Below are 21,861 nucleotides of genomic sequence, written 5' to 3' on the forward strand. Positions count from 1 at the left end.
GTGATCGTCAGAGTGCAGGGGTTCCGATCTTACGTCCGATGTCCACCGCCGTCTGCAGATGCGTTTCGGCCATGCCGCTGTCGGCATCCAGCAGCAGCGTGGATGACAGCACCGGCGCTCCGCAGTAATCGAAGATGCCCTGGTCGATCTGGGTCTTCATCGCCTCGCCATAGCCACGCCGGTCGATCATCTGCTGGCCGGCGCCGCCCAGTCCGACCAGATGCACCTGCAGCCGCTGCAGCTTCTTTTCCACCTTGCCATCGGCACCTTCGTCATAGGCCCAGCCCTGGGTGAACACGCGATCGATCCAGCCCTTCAGCAGCGCCGGGAACGACCACCAGTAGAGCGGATAGACCAGCACGAGCGTGTCGGCCGCATCCAGCCGTGCGTGCTCGGCAGCCACATCGGCCGGCAGCGCTGTGGTCCTGCGGAAGAACGCGTGGTCCTGCGCGTTGAAGCGTGGATCGAAACCTTCCGCCATCAGATCCACGGTGGTGACCGTGTTGCCGGCGTCGGCGTTGACGATGGCCTCGCCGATCCGCGCCGCTACGGCGTGGGTGAGCGAGGAAGGTTCGGGGTGCGCGACAACGATATGGGTGTGCATGACAGCAGCTCTCGGATTCATTAGTTACCAATAGTAACTATCGGGCGGGCTAGCAACAGCATCACCGATAGGACGCTGTCGCGCGGCTCATGTGAGGCCCCTGCATGCGTGGGAACCCATGCCCTCCATGCAGCGTTCACCGTACCTGCGCCGGACTGCAACGGGCGCCCACGTAAGGTCACCGCTCTCCCCAGCAAAGGTGTCGACGCATGGCCATCAAGACCGCAGAAGACCTGTTCATCCACGAACTGTCCGATATCTACAGCGCCGAGAAGCAGCTGACCAAGGCTCTGCCGCGGCTGGCCCGCGCAGCAGAAAATCCCGAACTGGCCACCGCCTTCGAGACCCACCTGGAAGAAACCCAGGGCCAGATCGAACGCATCGACCGGGTTGTCGAGCTGCTGGGCATCCGCCTCAAGCGGATCAAGTGCGCGGCAATGGAAGGCCTGGTAGAGGAAGGAAAGGAAGTGATCGATACCATCGACGAAGGGCCGGTGCGCGACGCCGCCTTGATCGGTGGTGCACAGAAGGTCGAGCACTACGAGATCGCTTCCTACGGCACCATCGCAGCCCTGGCCAAGCAGCTGGGCTACAAAGAGGCGCTGCCGCTGCTGCTGGAAACGTTGGAAGAAGAAAAGGCCACTGACGAGAAACTGACGTTGCTGGCCAAGAGCGGCGGTAACGCGCGGGCTGCTCAGGCCGCCTGATTCCATGGCAGACGCATAGCCGATGCCGCCAGGGAGGGCGGCCACGGCCAGCAGAAGAACACGCAGATCACAGTTGCGCCTTCGCGCCGAAAGCACACCAGGCAGCCATGGCCTTGATGCTGGAAAGCAGAAACTTTACGCACCACCGCAGCATTCGCACGACAACACACCATGCAAAGCAGCAATGAACGACCCACGCCGCTACCGCGCCTGCTCCTTGTGGAAGACCAGCTCGATCTGGCTGATCTGATGGAACAGGCCCTGACCGACGAAGGCAATGAGATCGCCCACGCCAACAGTGTCTTCGAGGCATTGGGCATGCTCGACAGTGGCCACTTCGATGGCGCCGTTCTGGACGTGGAACTTCGCGACGGCGTGGTGTTTCCCGTTGCCGATCGGCTGCTCGAGCTCGGCATTCCTTACCTTTTCGCTTCGGCGGTATATGACCAGCTGGTGCCGGTCAGGCATCGGCGTGCGCCGTTCCTGGCCAAGCCGTTCCATGTGCAGGGACTGCAGCGCGCGGTACGCGAAGCGCTCGGCAGGATGCCCCCCTCGCCGGCACCGCCCCACTAGCCCGCACGCGCTTACGGCTTGAACAAGCCGTTGAGCTCGGCACCTGACGGGGTGCCCGGCAGCGCGTCGAATGAACCGGTGGCAAGCATCTGCTCCGATGCTCTGAGGAAGCCTGCCCACGCACTGCGGGCCAGCGCTCCGCCGGCGCTGACCCGGCGCACGCCCAGACTGGCCGCCTGCTGCAGCGTCATCTGCCCGGGCGAAGCGATCAGCAGGTTGACCGGCTTGCCACCGGCGGCTTCCACCACGGCGCGGATCTGCTCTGCGCTGCGGATGCCAGGCGCATACAGGCAATCCGCCCCCGCCTGCGCATAGGCACGGATGCGGGCCAACGTATCGTCCAGATCGGGGCGCCCGACAAAGAAGTTTTCCGCGCGCCCCACCAGCATCACGTCGTGCCCGCTTTCGTCGATGGCACGGCGCGCTGCGCTGAGGCGGGCCACGCTGTCTTCGATGCTGCGCAGCGGATGTTCCGCATCGCCGGTGGAATCCTCGATCGACAGGCCGGCCACGCCGGTGTCGATCGCCATCGACACACTCTCGTGCACCGCCTCCGGGCTGCTGCCGAAACCATCTTCGAAGTCGGCGTTCAACGGCAGATCGGTCGCCGCCACCATCGTCCGCAGATGGGCGAGGATTTCATTGCGACCCATCGCCCCGTCAGGCTGCCCGTGGGCCCAGGCATGGCCGGAGCTGGTGGTGGCCAGTGCCTGCGCACCCAGCCGCGCCAGCGCTACGGCACTGCCAACATCCCATGGGTTGGGCAGCAGGAAGCAACCGGATGCATGAAGTGCCCTGAAGGCAGCCCGGCGGTTCTGGATCGCGTCGACACTCATCACGGACTCCTGGTTCATACGCCTTCCCAAGCTGCCAACAGGGCAACGGTCACTTGGCAGCGCGCTTCACGGCGCCGCCGCCCGGTGCCGCTGTCGTCTGCAACGGCAGCCCCTGCAACACCGCCTTGTCCAGCTTCGCCGCCACGCCAACACTGCGCCCGGCCAGGTTGGCCACCTGGTACTGCACCGCCACGCCCAGCACCTGGGTCGCCTCGGACAACGTCAATCCATAGGCCTGGCGCAGCCACTGCAGCATGCCCGAGGTGGCGATGCGCAGCGCATCGTCGCTGGAGCCGCCCTGGCCCAGGGTCATGACCTGCGTTGCCGATTCCACCCGCGGCGTTGCGATCGCATGCTGCTTCAGCAGCTCGACCTTCACCTCCACATCGAGCGACGTCTCCAGCGCCCACTGCGTGGTTTCGCCGTCGCCCTGGAGCGCGTGGCCGTCACCCAGATACATCAGCGCGCCAGGCTGCTGCACGGGCAGGTAGACCGTATTGCCTTCGACCACGGCGTTGAAATCCATGTTGCCGCCGAAGTCGGCGGTATCGCCGGTGGAGAAGGGTGGATAGCCGAAGCCCGGCGCCAGCGCCAGGCCGCCGAGCATCGGCTTCACCGGCACTTCGAAATGCCTCAGGCCACCACTTGCGCCCTGCGGACGGGCGACGCCCCTGCTGCGGTCCAGTTGCCAGCGCACGGGCTTGCCCAGCCCGCTGGCTTCGGCGGCCACCCGCGGTGTCTTCAAGCGTCCCACCAAGCCATCCAGGCTGTCGGCATGGTCGCGGTTGAGCTTCAGCGAGGTCAGCGTGATCGCCAGCGTATCGCCCGGTTCGGCACCGACCACGAAGAACGGCCCCACCTGCGGATTGCCGAACAGCGCACGGGTAACGCCGTTCTCGTCCACGCCGCCAGAGTCCAGCGTGCGGGTCTGCACCGAGTCTCCCGGCCAGATCACCAGCACCGGCGCGCGGTCGGCGCTGAAGGTATTGGAATAGTCGGTAGGCGTGAACACATGGCGCTGCGGTGCGGTCGAGGCCCGCGCCGGTACCTTCCACGCGCTGAAGGCGTGGACGGCACGCACTTCGCGGTTGTTGGTGTCCGGCTGATCGCTCTGTCCCTGCATCCGCGCGCCGTCAATGCGCCCATCGAACTGGTAGCGCTGGCCCTGGCTGTCCGTTGCGGTAAACACCATCTGTCCGGCGCTCAGGGTGCCGGTGACCGGATCGGCATCCAGCCGACCGGCGATACGCCCGCCCTGCACGTCCAGATGCAGGGTCTGGTAGTTCCTGTTGCCCCACAGGTCGGTGGCAACGATCCATTGTTCGGCAGCCAGCGCATTCAAAGGCAGCATTGCCAGCAGAAGTGCGGGCAATCGCAGGGAGATAGGCAAGGCGGGCATCCATGAACGCCGACATGGCGGGTAAGCGCAGTGTAGGAATGCCATGGCAACCTCCGCAGTGTCGAACGTAATGCGGCCCGGCGGCGGCGGCCCTGCATGGGGGATGGTCGGCACGCGCAATTTCCTCTATCTATAGGATGCCTCCCGCGCCCGTCCGCCACGCAACCACGCGGACGAGGGCATTTTTCAAACAATTGTTTTAAACACCACTAATTTCGCCGAACTGGACAGCATCCTCAGCTTCCGCCAGACTGCCGCCCTTTCCCGTCAATCGGATCCCATGGCGAAGCTGCTGGTCCTGCATGGCCCCAACCTCAACCTGCTCGGCACCCGCGAGCCGGAGGTCTACGGCCACACCACGCTGGCGGACATCGACCAGGCGCTGGTCGCCCAGGCCGCTGCCGCAGGTCATGCGCTGGAGAGCCTGCAGTCCAACGCCGAGCACGTGCTGGTGGATCGTGTGCAGGCCGCGCGCAACGACGGAACCGCCTTCATCCTGATCAACCCGGCCGCCTTCACGCATACCTCGGTTGCCCTGCGCGATGCGCTGGCGGCGGTGGCGGTGCCGTTCATCGAGATTCACCTGTCCAACCCGCATACCCGCGAGCCCTTCCGCCAGCACAGCTATTTCAGCGACAAGGCGGTTGGCGTGGTGTGTGGCTTCGGTGCCGACAGCTACCGCTATGCGATGGACGCGGCATTGGCACGCGTGCAGGCTGCCGCCGCGTCATGAGCCTGTCGCGCGTCCTCGCCAGCGTTGTGCTGTGGGCCGGCCTGTGCGGCGCTGCCGCCGCGTCCGACCGTGAGGCCGAAGGCATCGACTGCGCGCACCCGACCACCACGATGGAGAGCGACCTGTGCGCCTCGGACGTGGCAGCGGCCGCCGACGTCGAACTCAATGCCGTCTACGCCCAGGCGCGCAGGCAGCTGCGCACGCCGGCCAACGGTGGCAGCTGCAGCTACTGCGGCAACGCCGAACAGGAACTGGTGCTGGCCCAGCGCGCATGGATGCAGCTGCGCGACCACGACTGCCAAGCGGTGTACGCCCTCAATTCCGACGGCACCGCGCGCAATGGCGCACAGATGCGCTGCCTGATCACCCTCGCGCGCGACCGCACCCGGCAGCTGCGCGACTTCTACGAACTGCTTTGACCCGAGCGCAACGCGCTTCCCACCACACTGACATCAAAGAGCAAAGAGGCCACCATGGATCTCCGCAAAATCAAGAAGCTGATCGACCTGCTGGAAGAGTCGAACCTGGCTGAAATCGAAATCAAGGAAGGCGAAGAGTCGGTGCGCCTGTCGCGCGCTCCGGTGTCCGGCTACGGCATGATGCAGGCCCCGCCGCAGATGATGATGGCCGCCCCGGTCGCCGCCCAGCCGGCCACCCCGGCAATGCCGATGCAGTCGCCGACCGAAGCCTCCACCGGCGGCACCGCCAAGCCGGGCAACGCGCTGCCGGAAGGCCACGTGCTGCGCTCGCCGATGGTCGGCACCTTCTACGCCTCGTCCTCACCGGACAAGCCGGCGTTCGTCAGCATCGGCCAGCAGGTCAAGGCCGGCGAGACCCTGGCCATCATCGAAGCGATGAAGATGTTCAACCCGATCGAAGCCGATGCGTCGGGCACCATCGTCGCCATCCTCGGCGAGAACGGCCAGCCGGTGGAATTCGACCAGCCGCTGTTCGTGATCGGCTAAGGGGCGGCTGCCATGCTCGACAAAGTCGTCATCGCCAACCGAGGGGAAATCGCGCTGCGCATCCTGCGCGCGTGCAATACCCTGGGCATCCGCACGGTGGCCGTGCACTCCACGGTCGACCGCAACCTCAAGCACGTGGCCATGGCCGATGAATCGGTCTGCATCGGTCCGGCGTCGTCGGCGGAAAGCTACCTCAACATCCCGGCGTTGATCGCTGCGGCCGAGGTCACCGACGCCCAGGCCATCCACCCGGGGTATGGCTTCCTGTCCGAGAACGCCAACTTCGCCGAGCGCGTGGAAGAGTCCGGCTTCATCTTCATCGGCCCGAAGGCAGACACCATCCGCCTGATGGGCGACAAGGTCGAAGCGATCCGCGCCATGAAGTCCGCCGGTGTGCCGTGCGTACCCGGCTCGGGCGGCCCGCTGGGCGAGGACATCGTCGCCAACACCAAGATCGCCCGTGAGATCGGCTACCCGGTCATCATCAAGGCGGCCGGCGGCGGCGGTGGCCGCGGCATGCGCGTGGTGCACGCCGAAGCCTCGCTGAAGACCTCCATCGAAACCACCAAGAGCGAGGCCAAGGCCGCGTTCGGCAATGGCGAGGTCTACATGGAGAAGTTCCTGGAGAATCCGCGCCACGTGGAGATCCAGGTGCTGGCCGACGGCCAGGGCAATGCCATCCACCTCGGCGAGCGCGACTGCTCGATGCAGCGTCGCCACCAGAAGGTGGTCGAGGAAGCACCGGCACCGGGCATCACCACCGAGCAGCGCGAGCAGATCGGCAAGGTGTGCGTGGAAGCCTGCATCCGTATCGGTTACCGCGGCGCCGGCACCTTCGAGTTCCTGTACGAAGACGGCCGTTTCTACTTCATCGAGATGAACACCCGCATCCAGGTGGAGCATCCGGTCACCGAGATGGTCACCGGCATCGACCTGGTCGCCGAACAGCTGAAGATCGCTGCCGGCCAGAAGCTGTCGATCAAGCAGAGCGACGTGGTGCTGACCGGCCATGCGATCGAGTGCCGCATCAACGCCGAAGACGCCGAGACCTTCGTGCCGAGCCCGGGCACCATCACCGGCTTCCACGCACCGGGTGGCCCCGGCGTGCGCGTCGATACCCACATCTACAGTGGCTACCGCGTGCCGTCGAACTACGACTCGATGATCGGCAAGCTGATCGTGCACGGCCCGGACCGCGAGACCGCCATCGCCCGCATGCGGGTGGCGCTGAGCGAGATGGTGGTCGATGGCATCAAGACCAACATCGCCCTGCAGCAGCGCATCATGCGTGACAAGGGCTTCCAGGCCGGTGGCCAGAACATCCACTATCTGGAAAAGCGCCTTGCCGAGCGCAAGAGCAAGCCGATCGCGTTGACCTGATCGGCTGCGGTTGTTGCTGCACACGAAAAGGGCGGGGATTTCCCTGCCCTTTTCTGTTTACCGTCCGGTAGCGCGCCGGGCCATGCCCGGCGCTACCTTCAACGCTTGTCGGCAACTTCCGCAGGAATCTGCGAGTTCGCCAAAGGACGCACGCCGTTCGGCGAGGTCGGATCGACGATCACCATGGTCTCGCTGGAGCCATCCGGCCACACCACCTGGAAGGTGCTGCCAGCCGGCAACGACGAGAACGGCACGCCACTCTGCGCGCGGTAAACGGCGGCAACCTGGCTGGCGCCTGCACGGCGCACGTCTTCCTGTGTCTTCACCGAGGTCAGTTCCACCTTCGACAGACGCCGGTAGCGGTCCTCGTAGGTGTCGATCATCAGCAGGCCTACCGCACCGGCCGAATACGCCACAAACAACACCACCCAGAACCAGAACTTGGCCCCATGCAGGAATCGACGGTAATTCATCGTCCGTCCCTCGTTCCAATCAATCGCTTGATCCATTCCTTCATTTTCCCCGCACCTTGCCGCGAAACCGCGGCGTCATACACAAAATCACGGAAGTCCTGCGTTCCATCCGGCGAACAGATCCCTCCATTCGCACAAAAGCTGTTGACCAGCACGCTGTCGGCTCCACAGGGAAGACCGAGTTCGCAGGCCGCAACCCGCCATGCCAGTTCACTGAGCTGTTCTCCGGCGACCATGCCGACGAGCGCCTTGTCGCCAGCCGCGCGCAACCCCATGCCCGGCGCGATCGCCATATAGGCTTCCGGATCGCGCGAGGTACGCACGCGCTCGACCAGGTCACGACGGTACTGCTCGTTGTCGTGCAGCGGCTCACCTTCGGCAAACAGCGCCGCTTCGGCAGCGAGGTTGCCCTGCTGGGCCGCACGACGCCGCTCGCCGAGCACCAGCGCCGGCCCCAGCTTGTCGCCGGGCACGAAGCCACCGCAGCGCTGCGCAACCCGCTCGCGCGCCTCCACCATCTCCGGTGCAGCACTCAGGCCAAGGCCGGACAGCACGTTGTTGTCCAGGCGGTAGCCACCCGGATCAACGGCGTACTGCGCGCAGTAGTCATAGACCCGGCTGAGCATCCAGCGCGCCTCGTGGTTGCCCTGGTCGGCCTGCACGCGCAGGCGCTGCGCGTAGGCGTACAGATCGGTGGCACCTTCGATGTCGGCGCGGATATCCAGCGGCAGGCCCGAAGGCAGCGCGGTGCCACGTTCAAAAGCGGCGAGGCGGCGTGCCAGGGCTTCCGGCATCACCGGTGCCAGCGTCCCCTGCGCATCGCTGGCCTGGGCAGCCAGCGGCACATCGACGCGCGCGACCATGTCCCGGCTGTGGCCATTGGCCCGATAACCGGCCACGCCCAGCACGGCCACGGCCGGCAGGACGAGCAACCAGGTTTTCAGGGTCGGGGCGAAAGCCATCGGCAACGGTCGGTGGTACGGCACACAGGAAAGCGCCGAGTTTAGCAAGGCCCGTGAGGCCTGTCTGAATCGGCTTCGTTCATCTCAAGGCATACGGAGACGCCCTGATGGTCTAGCATGGCCCCCTTTCCCGCGATTGCCCTCACCGCCATGCCGTTTCTGGAACTGACCCTGCGTTGCACCGAAGCCACCCAGCCCCGCTATGAGAATGCGCTGGAGGACGTCGGCGCGCTGGCGGTGACCCTGCTTGATGCCGAAGCCGACACCAGCAACGAGCAGGCCATCCTGGAACCCGGCGTGGGTGAGACTCCGCTGTGGGACACCCTGGTGCTCAGCGCGCTGTTCCCGGCCGACAGCAACGCCCTGCTGCTGCTGGCCGCGCTGGAAGCGTTCGACCCGGAGCTGGACTGGAGCAGCGGCAGCTTCCGCGCCGTGGAAGACCAGGACTGGGAGCGCGCGTGGCTGGACCAGTTCCAGCCGATGGACTTCGGCAGCCGCACCTGGATCGTGCCGTGGAACCATGAGCTGCCGGAGGCCGCGCAGGCCGCCGATGCCGCCATCGTGCGCCTCGACCCGGGCCTGGCCTTCGGCTCTGGCACCCACCCGACCACCGCGCTGTGCCTGCGCTGGCTGGACCAGTTGGCCGTCGATGGCCAGCTGCAGGGTCAGCGCGTGCTCGACTTCGGCTGTGGCTCGGGCATTCTCGCCCTGGCCGCACTGAAGCTCGGTGCCGCCCAGGCCATCGGCGTGGACAACGACCCGCAGGCGCTGATCGCCACCGCCGACAATGCCGAACGCAACGGCGAACAGGCCCGCATGCAGGTGTACCTGCCGCAGGACGAACCGGTTGCCACTTATCCGATCGTGGTCGCCAACATCCTGGCCTCCGCGTTGGAAGCACTGGCCGAACTGCTGGCCGCCCGTGTCGCCACCGGTGGTCGCATTGCCCTGTCGGGCATCCTGCATGGCCAGGAAGACGAACTGCTGCAGCGCTATGCGGCGTGGTTCGACGACCTGCAGGCCACCCAGGATGGCGACTGGATGCGTATCACCGGCGTACGCCGCGCCTGATCGTGGTTGAATGACCGCTGGATCCGAGCCCGCGCCCTGAGCATGTCCGAGCCGAACCCACCGCGCCGTCCCCTGGCCACGTTCCTGCGCACCGCGCAGGAACGCGATGCCACGCCTGAAGCCACCGGACCGCGCGAACCGGTGGCGATCGATGCAGCGCCGGTGATCGACGACATCGACCCGGCAACGGACATCGTGGCGGCAACAGAAGCAGCATCGCTGGTTGCCGATGATCCAATCATCGAACCGGCCTTCACTGCCACACCCGGCATCGTTGCCACCGTCGCCGATGCGCCCAGCTTCCTCGGCGTGCGCCCGCGGGCGCAGCCAACCCCTCGCTGGCATTGGCTGCTGGTGGCCGCGTTGGCGCTGCTGCTGTTGCTGCAGAGCGTACTTGCCGATCGTGCACGACTGGCGGCCGATGCCGGCACCCGGCCGTGGATCGGCGCGCTGTGCAACGTGCTGCGCTGCACGCTGCCCGCCTGGCGCGAGCCCACTGCATTCACCATGACCAGCCGTGAAATCCGCCCGTTGCCGGCCCAGGCCGGCGTGCTGCAGATCCAGGCCAGCATCCGCAACGACGCGCGCTGGCCGCAGGCATGGCCGGATCTGCGCTTGTCGCTGTCCGATGCCGATGGTCGCGTGATCGGCACCGGCGTGTTCACACCGGCGCAGTATCTCGGGGAAAACCCCGGGGCGGCCCCACTTGAACCGGGTCAAAGCGCGCGCATCGCCTTCCGCGTGCAGGAGCCTGCCGCATCCACGGTCGCATTCACCTTCGAGTTCCTTTGACCTTGGTCGGACCGTCCGGCCGTGGCAGGTCGGGCACGCTCGCGCTAGACTGACCGCCATCACCTCATCCGGTCCGGCGCCCCGCGTGCATGGACCAACCAGATCGGGAACCCCCTTGAACGCTGTCCTTTCTCGTCCTGACAACAGTCGTGGCGCTGCCCGGCCACCGCTGCGCGAACACGTGGCCCAGTCCGTGCGCCGTTACCTGCGCGACCTCGATGGCTGCGATGCGGACGATGTCTACGAGATCGTGCTGCGCGAGATGGAGATTCCACTGTTCGTGGAAGTGCTCAACCACTGCGAAGGCAACCAGAGCCGCGCGGCCGCGATGCTGGGCATCCACCGCGCCACCCTGCGCAAGAAGCTGAAGGAATACGGCATCAGCGCGTAAGCGCAGCACGCCGGGCATGGCCCGGCGCTACCGATTCCGGGTCCGCCTGGTTCCAGTAGATCCACGCCATGCGTGGATGGCCCTCCGGCGGAATCAGCCGCCGCCGCCCGCCTTCCAGTAGTAACGCACCACGTGGAAGAACACCGGCGCGGCGAAGCACACTGAATCCAGCCGATCGAGCATGCCGCCATGGCCCTCGATCATGTTGCCCCAGTCCTTGATGCCGCGGTCGCGCTTGATCGCCGACATCACCAGGCCGCCCCAGAACCCCATCAGGTTGATCAGCAGCGACAGGCCGAACGCCTGCAGCGGCGTGAACGGGGTGATCCACCAGAGCGCGGCACCCAGCGCGCTGGCACAGAGCACGCCGCCGACGAAGCCCTCCACCGTCTTCGACGGCGACAGCTTCGGCGCGATCAGGTGCTTGCCCAGCAGCTTGCCCCAGATGTACTGCAGCACGTCCGACGACTGCACCACGATCACCAGGAAGGCGAACAGCAGCACGTTGCGCGCCGGATCGTAGCCGGGCACGCGCAGGTTCAGCAGCAGCGGCACGTGCGAGATGCAGAACACGCAGATCATCAAACCCCACTGCACCTTCGACGTGCGCTCGAGGTAGTGGGTGGTATCACCGCCGATGGTAGCCAGGATCGGCAGGAACAGGAACGCATATACCGGAATCAACAGCGTGTACATGCCGTACCAGTCGATCCACACCAGGTAGTACTGCCACGGCAGCACGATGTAGAACGCGGCCAGCAACGCGTAGTAATCGCCTGATCGTGTCGGCGCCAGGGTGATGAATTCGCGCAGTGCGAACAGCGAGATGATCGCGAACAGCACGATCACGCCGGCGCGTCCGAAGAACAGCGCCAGCCCCACCACGATGGCCATTACCCACCACGCGCGGATACGCGAGACCAGGTTGGCGATCACTGCGCTGGGCTTGCCGCGCTGGCGCCAGCGCAGGGTTTCTGACACCAGCGTGGCCAGCACCAGCACCGCACCCACACCGGCGAACAGCAGGCCGGTCTGCTGACCCACACTGCGTGCGGCCAGATCACCGGACATATCGATCATGAAGCTCATGCGCGGCCTCCGTTCGGGGCCAGGGCCAGCAGCGCCTGCCGGCTGCGCGCCAGGAACGCGGCCTTGTCCTCATCGGCCTGCAGCCGCAGCGGCGTACCGAAGGTCGCCGTGCACAGCAGCGGCAGCGGCAGGAAACGCCCCTTCGGCATCACCCGCTTGAGGTTGTCGATCCACACCGGCACGAACTCGAGTTCCGGGCGCTGCCGGGCCAGGTGGTAGATGCCGCTCTTGAACGGCAGCAGCGGCTCATCGCCGATGTTGCGCGTGCCCTCCGGAAACAGGATCAGCGAACAGCCCTCATCCACCGCATCACGCAGCACCTGCAGAGGATCCTGATGGCGGTTGCCCGCCTCACGTTCCACCAGCACGCCATTGAACACCGCGTCGATCAGATAGCGACGCAGACCATCGCGCTGCCAGTACTCGGCGGCGGCGACCGGGCGCACCTGACGCCGCAGTGCCGGCGGCATCGACGACCAGATCAGCACGAAATCACCATGGCTGGCATGGTTGCCGTAGTAGACGCGGTGCTCGCTGGACGGCGCGCAGCCGACCCACAGCGCGCGTGCGCCGGTCACTACATGGATGGCCGCACTGCAGGCGCGGGCGATCAGTTCAGCGAACATCGGCACCTCCCATCAGGTCAGCGGCCACAGCACGGCCAGCAGCAGGGCAGCGAACTGCAGCAGCGTGGCGGCGTACTGGCGCATCAGCAGGCGACGCATGCCGGTCCAGCGCGTATCCCAGCCACGCGTCGGCGCCTGTGCGTCCAGCCTGCGCAGGCCGGCCGTATGCAGTGCCTGGTCCACCCGTTGTGCCGCGTCTTCGCCATGCAGGCCTTCCTGCTGCAACAGGCGCAGCAGGCTGGCATCCAACTGCACCCGCACCGCGTAATACGCCTGCACAGCGCCTGCAACCAGGCTCAGCAGCAGCAACCCAGCGGCGAACATCGCCAGCCCCGGCTCGATACCCAGCAGCAACAGGGCCACCAGCAGCAGTCCCAGCGACAACGCGGCAGGCAAACGTCCCTGTCGCAGCAGCAGATGCATCATCGGCAGATCGGGCACAGCGCTCATGCAGCGGTCTCCTGCGCGGCAGCAGCCGCGATTGCCTGTAGATGAACGTCGTGCAGCACGATCCTCGGCCGCGCGCTGCGTACGATCGCCACCGCTTCGGCCACATCGCGCGCACGGCCGCTGCGCAGCAACCAGGTCGCCACGCTGGCCGCGCTGCGCGAATAGCCCAGCGCACAGCAGACCAGTACGGGGCCATGGCCGCGCAGGCGTTCGATGGCGTCCGCCGCGGCACGCAGCTGCGCCGCCGATGGCACCACCAGGTCCAGCATCGGCACGCTGGCATACGCTGCCCCTGGCGCACGACAGGAAAGCTCGGCACAGGTGTCGACCACCCCTACCAGCGGCGCCGGCAGTGCGGCAGCCGGCAGACGACCCAGCCAGACCGCATCGATGACCGGCACGGGCTGCGGCGCGCGGCGCGTCCACAACCGCGAGTTGATCCACGCCGCACCCAGGTACGGTGCCAGCAGCCAGCGCGCGGCCATCGTCAACCGGCCATCGGCGCGCTTCTGGAACACCGCCGTGCCCAGCCCCGCATAGGCCATCGACACCAGCAGCAACGACACCATCGGCCACAGCAGCCACAACGCGGTGCCACGCAGCATCACCACCGGCACCAGCAGCAGGCCGGCAGCGAGCGCATACAACGCCGCCAGCCGCCAACGTTTCGGGTCACCCGTGGCCTGCCATGCACGCAGCGGCGGCGTGCCCTGCTCCGGCCACAGCCACACGCACAGCCAGCCGGCCAGCAGCCCGGTGGGAATGTCGATGAAGTGGTGCTGGAACGTGGTCAGCACCGAAATGCCGATCAGCAGCGCCCATACGTGCAGCAGCAGCCGCCAGGCCCCGTGCAGGTATTGCGCGAACTTCACCCACAGCACGATCAGCAGCACGATGTGCAGCGACGGCGCCTGGTTGAAGGGCTTGTCGAAGCCCAGCAGCACATCGAACAACCAGCCGAACACACCGCCGATTTCCGGCCGTTCGAAGCTGAAGCGCAATGGCCACAGCAGGAAGCACGTCACTGCGATCACCTGCGCGCTGAGCAGGCGCAACGCGTGCCGGTCCAGCTCCAGCCGACGCCGGCACAGGAAGAATGAAATCGCATAGAACAGGTCGATCGACCAGTACGGCACGATCGTCCACGGTACGAACGGAATCTGCGTCTCCCAGGCGAACGCCATCACCGGCAATTCGGCGTGGCGGCCCGCCATCCAGTTGGCAAAGCCATAACTGGCGAAGAAGAACGGACCCAGCAGGACCAGCCATAGCAGGGCGCGCCGCCACGGACGCGCCTCGCTGGGTGATGCGGTTGCCACCAGCGTCGCCATCACGCGATCCGGCGTGCCAGCGATACGCTGAAGATGCCGAAGTCATCGATGCGCTGGGCCACCTTCTGGAAGCCGGCCAGGCGCACCAGTTCGTCCATCTCCTGCTGGGTACGGCGGCGCATCACCCACGCCGCGCCACCACGGTGGCTGGTCAATGCACGCGCGATGAACTCCAGCTGCGGATGCCACGGCTGCCCGGTATAGGCCAGGTAACCGCCCACCGGCACCGTCGCGGCAATGCCCTGCAGCGAACGCAGCACCGCATCGTTGTCCGGGAACAGTTCGTACAGGCCGGACACCACCGCCAGCGTCGGCGCCGGGTCCACTGCCGCCAGCTGCGCCGGATCGAACGCATCGCCCTGTTCGAAGCGAGCGATGTCGGCCGCGCCAAGGCGCTCGATCAAGGCCTTGCCCTGGGTCACGTTCAGATCGCTGAAATCGCGCAGCACGATGCGGTCGGCACGCTGCTCGCCCTGGCCGAGTGCTTCCAGCACGTAACGGCCATGGCCGGCAGCCACGTCCAGCACGCGCACCGGCGCGCCCTGCCCGCGCAGTCGCTGGGCGGCATCGCGCAGCAGTTCCTGCAGATGCTTGCCGCGCACGCGGATGCCGCGCCAACCGATCGCATCCAGATAATTGCGGTCGACCATCCGGCCCAGCGGGCCCTTGCCCCGCGCTTCATCACGGTAGATGTAGTCCAGCGTGCTGCCCGAGTCGAAACCGGTCTGCAGGCCCAGCGCGATGCCTTCGGACAGCGTGCCACCGAAGCGCAGGCCACCGCGCACCACGCGCCAGCGCAGGTCGGCCAGGCTGTTGCGCTCCGGCGGCCACGACAGGATCTCCGATTCTTCGAAGGTCGGGCCGTGCCGATGCGCATCGCGCCGCGACAGTTCCTGCAGCGGTTCGGCAAAGCGCGCCTGGATGAAGCTGCGGACGCGAGCCAGCGCCGGTGCACGGTCGCGCTCGCCCAGGGTGTCGTGGAAGAAGCCCGGCAGGTGCACGCGCTCCTTGATCGGGCTGGACAGGCGTTCGTAGAAGCGGTCCTGTGGGCCGCGATGCACCACGAAGTCCGAACCGGACACCAGCAACTGCACCGGCACGCTGATCGCCTGCGCGTCGGCCACGATGCGGTCGGCGGCTTCGTACAGGCCCAGCAGTACGCGCACCGAGATCGGCCGGGTGATCAGCGGATCGGTGCGGTAGCTTTCCACCCGTGCCGGGTCGTGGGTCAGCCACTGCGGCTTGACGTAGCTGTTGACGAAGAAGTTGCCGCGCAGCTTCTGCATCAGCGCCAGCCCAGCGCGTGCGAACGGCACGTACAGCTTCACCTTGAAGGCGGGTGAGGCCATCACCAGCGCGCGCAACCGCGGCGCGTAATCGTGCACCCAGGTGGCGGCGACCACTGCGCCCACGCTTTGTGCGATGACCACGACGTCCTCCACCGCGATGCCATGCTCGGCACCGATATGGGCGATGAAACTGTCCAGGTCGCGTACCAGCGCCGGGAAGCCCGGTGCGTCGCCGCGCGTGCCGGGCGAGCGGCCGTTGCCGCGCGCATCCCATGCAAAGAAAGCGGTGTCGGGCAGGTCCAGTTCGTCGACCAGATGGGTGACCCGGCCAGAGTGTTCATGGCCGCGATGCAGCAGCACGATGGCCTTGGCCGACGTGCTTGCCGTAGTGCTCGGCCAGTACCGGTAGAACAGCGGTACCTGGTCGAAGCTGTGGAATTCCCGTTCCTGCGCCTGACGCATGCAATCTCCGTATTGATAGGGCGTGTAGTCTTGTTGTGATTACCGCTGCGGTGTCGCTGCGGCTTCCTTCAATCCCTGGCGTACGCGGTTGACCATCGTCACCCCGCACAACACTGCCATCGCAGCGGCCACGCCACTGACCGTCATCGCACCGCCCCAGCCAAACGCCAGCAGCAGGCCCAGCACGCCAATCACGAACGCGCGGTCGCTCTTGCCCATCGGGCCGTCATAGCGGCGGCTCGCTCCGACCATCAAACCCAGTACGCCGGCGTACTCGCTCAGCGCGGCGGCCCAGGCCAGCAGCCACAGTGCCTCCGCACGCACGCCCGGTACGCTGAGCAGGCTCAGGTACAGCGCCGCGTCGGCGATCACATCGCACAACTCATTCAGATAGGCGCCCAGCCGCGATTGCTGGCCGAACTCGCGGGCCAGCATGCCGTCGACGGCGTTGAGGGCCATGCGCAGCAGCATCCACAGCGGCAGCGCCAGATACAGCAGCGGCTGGGCGGGGGCGCAGTACCACACGGCGGCAGCCACCAGCAGCGAGACCACGGCCGCAGCCACGGTCACCGCGTTGGCGGTGACGCCCATGCGGTACAGGCCGTGTACGGCCGGACGCAGCAGGTCCTGGAAACGTCCTTTCAATGCATAGATCGACACGATCTGAACCCGCTAATCCTTGGCAGTGCGGGCACAGCCTACCCTATCGACAGCCGGTTCCGACAAGGTCTTCCGCGTCCAATCCGGCACGGCGGGCACGGCGGCAATCCCTGCCGGGCGTCGAATTTGCCCTGCGCGAGCCCCGCCACCGGCCCCCACCGCCTACAATATCGGCCCCGCTCCGCTGCCGATTGCCCTGTCCCCATGACTGCTGATCTGTTGCCCGTCCGTCGGGCCCTCCTCTCCGTTTCCGACAAGACCGGCCTGGTCGAGCTGGCCACCGCGCTGGCTGCACGCGGCGTGGAGCTGCTGTCCACCGGCGGTACCGCCAAGGCGATCCGCGATGCCGGCCTGGCCGTGAAGGACGTTGCCGAGGTCACCGGCTTCCCGGAAATGATGGATGGCCGGGTCAAGACCCTGCATCCGATGGTGCATGGCGGCCTGCTGGGCCGTTCCGGCCTGGACGACGCGGTGATGGCCGAGCACGGCATCGGCGCCATCGATCTGCTGGTGCTGAACCTGTATCCGTTCGAAGCGGTCACCGCCAAGGCCGACTGCACCCTGGCCGATGCGGTGGAGAACATCGACATCGGTGGCCCGGCGATGCTGCGCTCGGCGGCCAAAAACTTCGCCCGCGTGGCCGTGGCTACCGACCCGTCGCAGTACGCCGAACTGCTGGCCTCGCTCGACGCCAACGACGGCCAGCTGTCGGCCGGCACCCGTTTCGCGTTCTCGGTAGCCGCGTTCAACCGCGTCGCCCAGTACGACGCGGCGATCAGCAACTACCTGTCGGCGGTCACCGCCACCGACGCTGCCGTGCCGGCGCGTGCCGAGTACCCGGCGCAGATGAATTCCACCTTCGTGAAGGTGATGGACCTGCGCTACGGCGAGAACCCGCACCAGAGCGGCGCGTTCTACCGCGACCTGCATCCGGTGCCGGGCACGCTGGCCACCTTCCAGCAGCTGCAGGGCAAGGAGCTGAGCTACAACAATCTGGCCGATGCCGATGCGGCATGGGAATGCGTGCGTCAGTTCGATGCGCCGGCCTGCGTCATCGTCAAACATGCCAACCCGTGCGGCGTGGCCGTTGGTGCCGGCAATGGTGATGCCTACGAACTGGCCTACGCCACCGACCCGACCAGCGCCTTCGGCGGCATCATCGCCTTCAACAAGCCGCTCGATGCAGCTACCGCGCAGGTGATCCTGGATCGCCAGTTCGTTGAAGTGCTGATCGCCCCAGATTACGAACCGGCCGCGCTGGAATACGCGCAGAAGAAGGCCAACGTGCGCGTGCTGCGCATCCCGCACGGCGATGGCCTGAACAACTTCGACAACAAGCGTGTGGGCTCCGGCCTGCTGCTGCAGTCGTCGGACAACCGCGGCATGACCCGCGACGAACTGAAGGTGGTCAGCAAGCTGGCGCCGACCGACAAGCAGTTCACCGACCTGCTGTTCGCCTGGAAGGTCGCCAAGTTCGTGAAGTCCAACGCGATCGTCTATGCCAAGGACAACCGCACCATCGGTGTCGGTGCCGGCCAGATGAGCCGCGTGTACTCCGCGCGCATCGCCGGCATCAAGGCGGCCGATGCGAACCTGGTGGTGGAGGGCTCGGTGATGGCCTCCGATGCATTCTTCCCGTTCCGCGATGGCATCGACGCTGCAGCCGCGGCCGGCATCAAGGCGGTGATCCAGCCGGGCGGCTCGATGCGCGATGCCGAAGTCATCGCCGCCGCCGACGAGCACGGCCTGGCCATGGTGTTCACCGGCGTCCGCCACTTCCGCCACTGATTACTGGAGCGACACGGATGTCTGCAGTCTCTTTGAAACCGCTCGCCGTGCTCGCCTTCGTTGGCACGGCGCTGCTGGCCGGCTGCAAGCCGGCCGCCGAACCCACCGCTGGCCCGCAGGCAGAGCCTGCAAAGGCGGCCACCACCGAGCCCACTGCCCATATCAGCCGCACCGCGCGGCTGCAGGCGTTCCTGACCGAACGCTACGGCAAGGACGCCAAGCTGTCAGGTGAGTGGCGCGGCACCTGGACCCAGGACGGCGATGTGCGCGCGACCGACTGGCAGGTCTGTGCCGAGCAGCCGGTGGTGACCGGCGACAGCTGGCAGCAGCTGCTGGCAGTGTGCGGCGCGCTGGCCGATGGCGCGCACATCGACCCGGGAACCATCGACTTCTTCGTGCTGCATCCCAAGGGCGAAGGCTTCGAAGTGGCGAGCGAACTGACCGGCGAGCGCTTCGGCAGCGGCGGTCAGCCCGGCAGCGCCAGCATCATCCGCGCTGGCAGCGACTTTTACGGCTTCCGCGTCGAAGATGGCTGGTTCGGCCAGGGCTTCTCGCTGCTCTCGCAGTCACTGATCCTGCCGGGGCCGAAGGGATTGGTCGCCACCGGCAACGTGCGCAGCCACATCGACAACGACGCCCAGTACGAATGCGACACCGTCGACGCCAGTACCGACGCTGACACTGTCGAGGACTGCCGGACCCGCCGCTTCAGCATCGACTTCGCGCTGCGTTTCGACGACAGCGACCGCAGCGCGCGCGTCTGGCCGCTGTTGATCGAGGAAACCGGCAACACCTGCGGCGGCAAGCGGGTGCGGCAGGAGCACCGCTTCACCCTGGACCCGAAGTCCTGGACCTATTCCTTCCCCGAATCACTGCGACGCGAAGGCTGCGAGTGAGGCACATCGACCGGCCATGAACAGTCCCCTCGGCGAACTGATCCTCTACCGCACCGACGACGGCCGGACGGAAGTCCATCTGCGCGCTACGGAGGGGACGGTGTGGATGACCCAGGGCGAGATGGCCGCGCTGTTTGATACGACCAAGCAGAACATCAGTCTTCACATCCGGAACGTCCTGCAGGATGGCGAGCTGAAAGCCGAGGGAACCGTCAAGGATTACTTGACAGTTCAAACCGAGGGCAAGCGCACGATCAATCGTTCCGTTCAGCTGTATCGATTGGAGATGATTCTGGCGGTCGGATTCCGCGTCCGGTCACCTCGCGGGAGCCAGTTCCGTCGATGGGCCAGCGACACCCTGTCCGAGTATCTGGTCAAAGGCTTCGTACTGGATGACGAGCGGCTCAAGGATGCCGAGCGTGCGGACTATTTCAAGGAACTGCTGCACCGCATCCGCGATATCCGCAGTTCTGAAAAGCGCTTCTATCAAACCCTGCGCGAACTGTTCAAAGTCAGCAGCTCCGACTACGACGGTAGCGCAGCCACCGCCAAGACGTTCTTTGCCACCATCCAGAACAAGCTGGTCTACGCTGTCACCGGCCGCACAGCGGCACAGCTGATTGTGGAACGCGCTGATTCCAACGCACCGCACATGGGCCTGACCAACTGGACCGGCGACAAACCCCGCAAGTCCGATGCAGTCGTCTCCAAGAATTACCTGCTTCAGCAGGAGCTTGAACAGCTCAACCGCCTGGTCTCCATGTTCCTGGATTTTGCTGAAGATCGCGCCGAGCGACGCGTAGAAACCCATATGCTGGACTGGATCAGGCAGACCGATCGCTTCCTTGACTTCAACGAGCGCGCCATTCTCGATGGCCCCGGCCGCGTGTCCAACCAGCAGATGGAAGCCATCATCACGGAGCGCTACGCAGAATTCGACGCGGCACGACGTGCGTCTGCAAGGATCGCGTCCGAACGCGAAGCCGAGCTTGATCTTGCGAGTCTCAACGCCGAGGCAAAACGCTTGGCGTCCAGCAGAAAGCCCATCTGACTGATTTCTCCGATCACATCCACTTCTGTCCCCCAGGATCTCCACGCAATGAAAATCTTCGTCATCGGCTCTGGCGGCCGCGAACACGCCCTGGCATGGAAGCTGGCCCAGTCCTCCCGTGTCACTGAAGTGCTCGTAGCGCCCGGCAATGCCGGCACCGCCAACGAAGACAAGTGCCGCAACGTCGCGGTGAAGGTCACCGACATCGATGGCCTGCTCGCCCTGGCCCAGGCCGAAGGCGTGGCGCTGACCGTGGTCGGCCCGGAAGTGCCGCTGGTAGCCGGCGTGGTCGACCGCTTCCGCGCCGCCGGCCTGCGCATCTTCGGGCCGACGGCTGCCGCCGCGCAGCTGGAAGGCAGCAAGGCCTACGCCAAGGATTTCCTGGCACGCCACAACATCCCCACCGCGTTCTATTCCGTGCACACCGAGGTGGACGCGGCACTGGCCTACCTGCGCGAGAAGGGCGCGCCGATCGTGGTCAAGGCCGACGGCCTGGCCGCCGGCAAGGGCGTGATCGTGGCGATGACCCTGGCCGAAGCCGAAGACGCGGTGCGTGACATGCTTTCGGGCAACGCCTTCGGCGATGCCGGCGCGCGCGTGGTGATCGAGGAATTCCTCGACGGCGAGGAAGCCAGCTTCATTTCGATGGTCGACGGCGTGCACGCACTGCCGATGGCCACCTCGCAGGATCACAAGCGCGTCGGCGACGGCGACACCGGCCCGAACACCGGCGGCATGGGTGCGTACTCGCCGGCCCCGGTGGTCACGCCCGAGGTGCATGCACGTGTGATGCGCGAGGTGGTCAACCCGACCGTGCAGGGCATGATTGCCGACGGCATCCCATTCACCGGCTTCCTCTACGCGGGCCTGATGATCGATGCCAGCGGCGCGCCGAAGGTGATCGAGTTCAACGTGCGTTTCGGCGACCCGGAAACGCAGCCGGTGATGCTGCGCCTGCAGTCGGACCTGGTGGAGCTGCTGGAAGCGGCGATCGATGGCCGCCTGGAGCAGGTGGACGCGCAGTGGGATCCGCGCCCGTCACTGGGCGTGGTGCTGGCAGCCAAGCCATACCCGGAAGCGCCCATCACCGGTGAGGTGATCTCCGGCCTGGATGAGGTGCCGGCAACGGCCAAGGTGTTCCATGCAGGTACGACGCTGGATGCGCAGGGCCAGGTGCTCAGCGCCGGCGGCCGCGTGCTGTGCGTGGCTGCACTGGGTGACAGCGTGCGCGACGCGCAGGCGAACGCGTATGCAGGCGTGGCAAAGGTGAGCTGGGCCAATGAGTTCCACCGCAATGACATTGGTTGGCGCGCGATCGCACGCGAGGGGTGAG

The 21,861-nt window shown here is 66.2% G+C and carries 24 protein-coding genes; 13 read left to right on the forward strand and 11 right to left on the reverse strand.

Translation table 11 applies throughout. The annotated features are described in order from the left end of the window. Positions 1–7 precede the first annotated feature (7 nt). Positions 8–604 (reverse strand): NAD(P)H-dependent oxidoreductase, encoded by a 597-nt coding sequence (locus tag H3005_RS05565; protein ID WP_100553776.1) that lies wholly within the window; start codon positions 602–604, stop codon positions 8–10. 209 nt (positions 605–813) lie between these two features. On the opposite strand from H3005_RS05565, the gene H3005_RS05570 reads away from it, so the two are divergent. Both H3005_RS05570 and H3005_RS05575 read left to right on the forward strand, forming a co-directional pair. Next, positions 814–1,311 (forward strand): DUF892 family protein, encoded by a 498-nt coding sequence (locus H3005_RS05570; protein ID WP_100553777.1) that lies wholly within the window; start codon positions 814–816, stop codon positions 1,309–1,311. A gap of 171 nt (positions 1,312–1,482) precedes the next feature. Then, positions 1,483–1,884, forward strand: a complete 402-nt coding sequence (locus tag H3005_RS05575; RefSeq protein ID WP_100462214.1) for a response regulator — start codon at positions 1,483–1,485, stop codon at positions 1,882–1,884. Positions 1,885–1,895: 11 nt separating this feature from the next. On the opposite strand, the gene H3005_RS05580 is transcribed toward H3005_RS05575, so the two are convergent. Continuing rightward, entirely contained in the window at positions 1,896–2,723 is an 828-nt protein-coding gene (locus tag H3005_RS05580; RefSeq protein ID WP_331273740.1) for an isocitrate lyase/phosphoenolpyruvate mutase family protein, read from the reverse strand. 46 nt (positions 2,724–2,769) lie between these two features. After that, positions 2,770–4,110 (reverse strand): acetamidase/formamidase family protein, encoded by a 1,341-nt coding sequence (locus H3005_RS05585; RefSeq protein ID WP_207764209.1) that lies wholly within the window; start codon positions 4,108–4,110, stop codon positions 2,770–2,772. A gap of 289 nt (positions 4,111–4,399) precedes the next feature. Here H3005_RS05585 and aroQ point away from each other — a divergent pair, with 289 nt between their 5' ends. From aroQ to accC, 4 genes are read left to right on the forward strand one after another with little or no spacing between them, the layout of a single operon-like run. After that, entirely contained in the window at positions 4,400–4,852 is a 453-nt protein-coding gene (gene aroQ, locus H3005_RS05590; protein WP_100462212.1) for a type II 3-dehydroquinate dehydratase, read from the forward strand. Beyond that, positions 4,849–5,271: a lysozyme inhibitor LprI family protein gene (locus H3005_RS05595; protein WP_089237270.1), complete on the forward strand. Its 423-nt coding sequence runs from the start codon at positions 4,849–4,851 to the stop codon at positions 5,269–5,271. Before aroQ ends, H3005_RS05595 begins: the two co-directional genes overlap by 4 nt. A gap of 54 nt (positions 5,272–5,325) precedes the next feature. Next, positions 5,326–5,817, forward strand: coding sequence for an acetyl-CoA carboxylase biotin carboxyl carrier protein (gene accB, locus H3005_RS05600; protein ID WP_100553780.1), 492 nt, complete (start codon positions 5,326–5,328; stop codon positions 5,815–5,817). Positions 5,818–5,829: 12 nt separating this feature from the next. Further along, a complete protein-coding gene (accC, locus tag H3005_RS05605; protein WP_089237274.1) occupies positions 5,830–7,197 on the forward strand; it encodes an acetyl-CoA carboxylase biotin carboxylase subunit in 1,368 nt (455 codons plus the stop codon). 98 nt (positions 7,198–7,295) lie between these two features. Here the strand turns inward: accC and H3005_RS05610 are convergent, their stop codons facing one another. Continuing rightward, positions 7,296–7,670 carry a hypothetical protein gene (locus H3005_RS05610; RefSeq protein ID WP_100462209.1) on the reverse strand — a complete coding sequence of 125 codons (375 nt, stop codon included), beginning with the start codon at positions 7,668–7,670 and terminating at the stop codon, positions 7,296–7,298. Then, positions 7,667–8,632: a hypothetical protein gene (locus H3005_RS05615; RefSeq protein WP_100553781.1), complete on the reverse strand. Its 966-nt coding sequence runs from the start codon at positions 8,630–8,632 to the stop codon at positions 7,667–7,669. Before H3005_RS05615 ends, H3005_RS05610 begins: the two co-directional genes overlap by 4 nt. A gap of 150 nt (positions 8,633–8,782) precedes the next feature. On the opposite strand from H3005_RS05615, the gene prmA reads away from it, so the two are divergent. From prmA to fis, 3 genes are all read left to right on the forward strand, one after another. Next, positions 8,783–9,703, forward strand: a complete 921-nt coding sequence (gene prmA / locus H3005_RS05620; RefSeq protein WP_191077756.1) for a 50S ribosomal protein L11 methyltransferase — start codon at positions 8,783–8,785, stop codon at positions 9,701–9,703. 42 nt (positions 9,704–9,745) lie between these two features. Beyond that, positions 9,746–10,495, forward strand: a complete 750-nt coding sequence (locus H3005_RS05625; RefSeq protein WP_191077737.1) for a DUF3426 domain-containing protein — start codon at positions 9,746–9,748, stop codon at positions 10,493–10,495. 115 nt (positions 10,496–10,610) lie between these two features. Then, positions 10,611–10,886: a DNA-binding transcriptional regulator Fis gene (fis, locus tag H3005_RS05630; protein WP_006397198.1), complete on the forward strand. Its 276-nt coding sequence runs from the start codon at positions 10,611–10,613 to the stop codon at positions 10,884–10,886. A 93-nt stretch (positions 10,887–10,979) separates the two neighbouring features. Here fis and H3005_RS05635 read toward each other — a convergent pair whose 3' ends face one another. The 6 genes from H3005_RS05635 to H3005_RS05660 are packed head-to-tail and all read right to left on the reverse strand — an operon-like array spanning position 10,980 to position 16,793. Further along, positions 10,980–11,975, reverse strand: a complete 996-nt coding sequence (locus H3005_RS05635) for a phosphatidate cytidylyltransferase (protein ID WP_100553783.1) — start codon at positions 11,973–11,975, stop codon at positions 10,980–10,982. Continuing rightward, positions 11,972–12,601, reverse strand: coding sequence for a lysophospholipid acyltransferase family protein (locus H3005_RS05640; protein ID WP_025878621.1), 630 nt, complete (start codon positions 12,599–12,601; stop codon positions 11,972–11,974). The genes H3005_RS05635 and H3005_RS05640 overlap by 4 nt, the downstream gene beginning before the upstream one ends. 12 nt (positions 12,602–12,613) lie before the next feature. Further along, a complete protein-coding gene (locus H3005_RS05645; protein WP_191077738.1) occupies positions 12,614–13,051 on the reverse strand; it encodes a hypothetical protein in 438 nt (145 codons plus the stop codon). After that, positions 13,048–14,382, reverse strand: a complete 1,335-nt coding sequence (locus H3005_RS05650; RefSeq protein ID WP_191077739.1) for a phosphatase PAP2/dual specificity phosphatase family protein — start codon at positions 14,380–14,382, stop codon at positions 13,048–13,050. Before H3005_RS05650 ends, H3005_RS05645 begins: the two co-directional genes overlap by 4 nt. Further along, a complete protein-coding gene (locus H3005_RS05655; RefSeq protein ID WP_191077740.1) occupies positions 14,382–16,133 on the reverse strand; it encodes a bifunctional alpha/beta hydrolase/class I SAM-dependent methyltransferase in 1,752 nt (583 codons plus the stop codon). The genes H3005_RS05650 and H3005_RS05655 overlap by 1 nt, the downstream gene beginning before the upstream one ends. A 39-nt stretch (positions 16,134–16,172) precedes the next feature. After that, entirely contained in the window at positions 16,173–16,793 is a 621-nt protein-coding gene (locus H3005_RS05660) for a CDP-alcohol phosphatidyltransferase family protein (RefSeq protein WP_191077741.1), read from the reverse strand. A gap of 204 nt (positions 16,794–16,997) precedes the next feature. Between H3005_RS05660 and purH the strand changes: the two genes are divergently transcribed. From purH to purD, 4 genes are read left to right on the forward strand one after another with little or no spacing between them, the layout of a single operon-like run. Then, complete coding sequence (purH, locus tag H3005_RS05665; RefSeq protein ID WP_191077742.1) at positions 16,998–18,581, forward strand: bifunctional phosphoribosylaminoimidazolecarboxamide formyltransferase/IMP cyclohydrolase; 1,584 nt, start codon at positions 16,998–17,000, stop codon at positions 18,579–18,581. 17 nt (positions 18,582–18,598) lie between these two features. Next, positions 18,599–19,477 carry a hypothetical protein gene (locus H3005_RS05670; RefSeq protein ID WP_191077743.1) on the forward strand — a complete coding sequence of 293 codons (879 nt, stop codon included), beginning with the start codon at positions 18,599–18,601 and terminating at the stop codon, positions 19,475–19,477. A gap of 16 nt (positions 19,478–19,493) precedes the next feature. Beyond that, positions 19,494–20,528 carry a virulence RhuM family protein gene (locus tag H3005_RS05675; protein WP_100553790.1) on the forward strand — a complete coding sequence of 345 codons (1,035 nt, stop codon included), beginning with the start codon at positions 19,494–19,496 and terminating at the stop codon, positions 20,526–20,528. A 48-nt stretch (positions 20,529–20,576) separates the two neighbouring features. Further along, positions 20,577–21,860, forward strand: coding sequence for a phosphoribosylamine--glycine ligase (gene purD / locus H3005_RS05680; RefSeq protein ID WP_191077744.1), 1,284 nt, complete (start codon positions 20,577–20,579; stop codon positions 21,858–21,860). The last annotated feature ends 1 nt before the right edge of the window (position 21,861 follow it).

It is taken from the genome of Stenotrophomonas sp. Br8 (assembly GCF_014763005.1).
GTDB classification, from domain to species: Bacteria; Pseudomonadota; Gammaproteobacteria; order Xanthomonadales; family Xanthomonadaceae; genus Stenotrophomonas; species Stenotrophomonas lactitubi.

What these genes read in the sequence shown, in the direction of transcription:
- H3005_RS05615 (WP_100553781.1), bottom strand. Translation starts at nt 8,632, where the DNA reads ATGGCTTTCGCCCCGACCCTGAAAACCTGGTTGCTCGTCCTGCCGGCC.
- H3005_RS05595 (WP_089237270.1), top strand. Translation starts at nt 4,849, where the DNA reads ATGAGCCTGTCGCGCGTCCTCGCCAGCGTTGTGCTGTGGGCCGGCCTG.
- H3005_RS05670 (WP_191077743.1), top strand. Translation starts at nt 18,599, where the DNA reads ATGTCTGCAGTCTCTTTGAAACCGCTCGCCGTGCTCGCCTTCGTTGGC.
- H3005_RS05645 (WP_191077738.1), bottom strand. Translation starts at nt 13,051, where the DNA reads ATGAGCGCTGTGCCCGATCTGCCGATGATGCATCTGCTGCTGCGACAG.
- H3005_RS05625 (WP_191077737.1), top strand. Translation starts at nt 9,746, where the DNA reads ATGTCCGAGCCGAACCCACCGCGCCGTCCCCTGGCCACGTTCCTGCGC.
- H3005_RS05655 (WP_191077740.1), bottom strand. Translation starts at nt 16,133, where the DNA reads ATGCGTCAGGCGCAGGAACGGGAATTCCACAGCTTCGACCAGGTACCG.
- H3005_RS05650 (WP_191077739.1), bottom strand. Translation starts at nt 14,382, where the DNA reads ATGGCGACGCTGGTGGCAACCGCATCACCCAGCGAGGCGCGTCCGTGG.
- H3005_RS05635 (WP_100553783.1), bottom strand. Translation starts at nt 11,975, where the DNA reads ATGAGCTTCATGATCGATATGTCCGGTGATCTGGCCGCACGCAGTGTG.
- purH (WP_191077742.1), top strand. Translation starts at nt 16,998, where the DNA reads ATGACTGCTGATCTGTTGCCCGTCCGTCGGGCCCTCCTCTCCGTTTCC.
- prmA (WP_191077756.1), top strand. Translation starts at nt 8,783, where the DNA reads ATGCCGTTTCTGGAACTGACCCTGCGTTGCACCGAAGCCACCCAGCCC.
- H3005_RS05565 (WP_100553776.1), bottom strand. Translation starts at nt 604, where the DNA reads ATGCACACCCATATCGTTGTCGCGCACCCCGAACCTTCCTCGCTCACC.
- H3005_RS05570 (WP_100553777.1), top strand. Translation starts at nt 814, where the DNA reads ATGGCCATCAAGACCGCAGAAGACCTGTTCATCCACGAACTGTCCGAT.
- purD (WP_191077744.1), top strand. Translation starts at nt 20,577, where the DNA reads ATGAAAATCTTCGTCATCGGCTCTGGCGGCCGCGAACACGCCCTGGCA.
- H3005_RS05640 (WP_025878621.1), bottom strand. Translation starts at nt 12,601, where the DNA reads ATGTTCGCTGAACTGATCGCCCGCGCCTGCAGTGCGGCCATCCATGTA.
- H3005_RS05575 (WP_100462214.1), top strand. Translation starts at nt 1,483, where the DNA reads ATGCAAAGCAGCAATGAACGACCCACGCCGCTACCGCGCCTGCTCCTT.
- H3005_RS05675 (WP_100553790.1), top strand. Translation starts at nt 19,494, where the DNA reads ATGAACAGTCCCCTCGGCGAACTGATCCTCTACCGCACCGACGACGGC.
- H3005_RS05610 (WP_100462209.1), bottom strand. Translation starts at nt 7,670, where the DNA reads ATGAATTACCGTCGATTCCTGCATGGGGCCAAGTTCTGGTTCTGGGTG.
- accC (WP_089237274.1), top strand. Translation starts at nt 5,830, where the DNA reads ATGCTCGACAAAGTCGTCATCGCCAACCGAGGGGAAATCGCGCTGCGC.
- accB (WP_100553780.1), top strand. Translation starts at nt 5,326, where the DNA reads ATGGATCTCCGCAAAATCAAGAAGCTGATCGACCTGCTGGAAGAGTCG.
- aroQ (WP_100462212.1), top strand. Translation starts at nt 4,400, where the DNA reads ATGGCGAAGCTGCTGGTCCTGCATGGCCCCAACCTCAACCTGCTCGGC.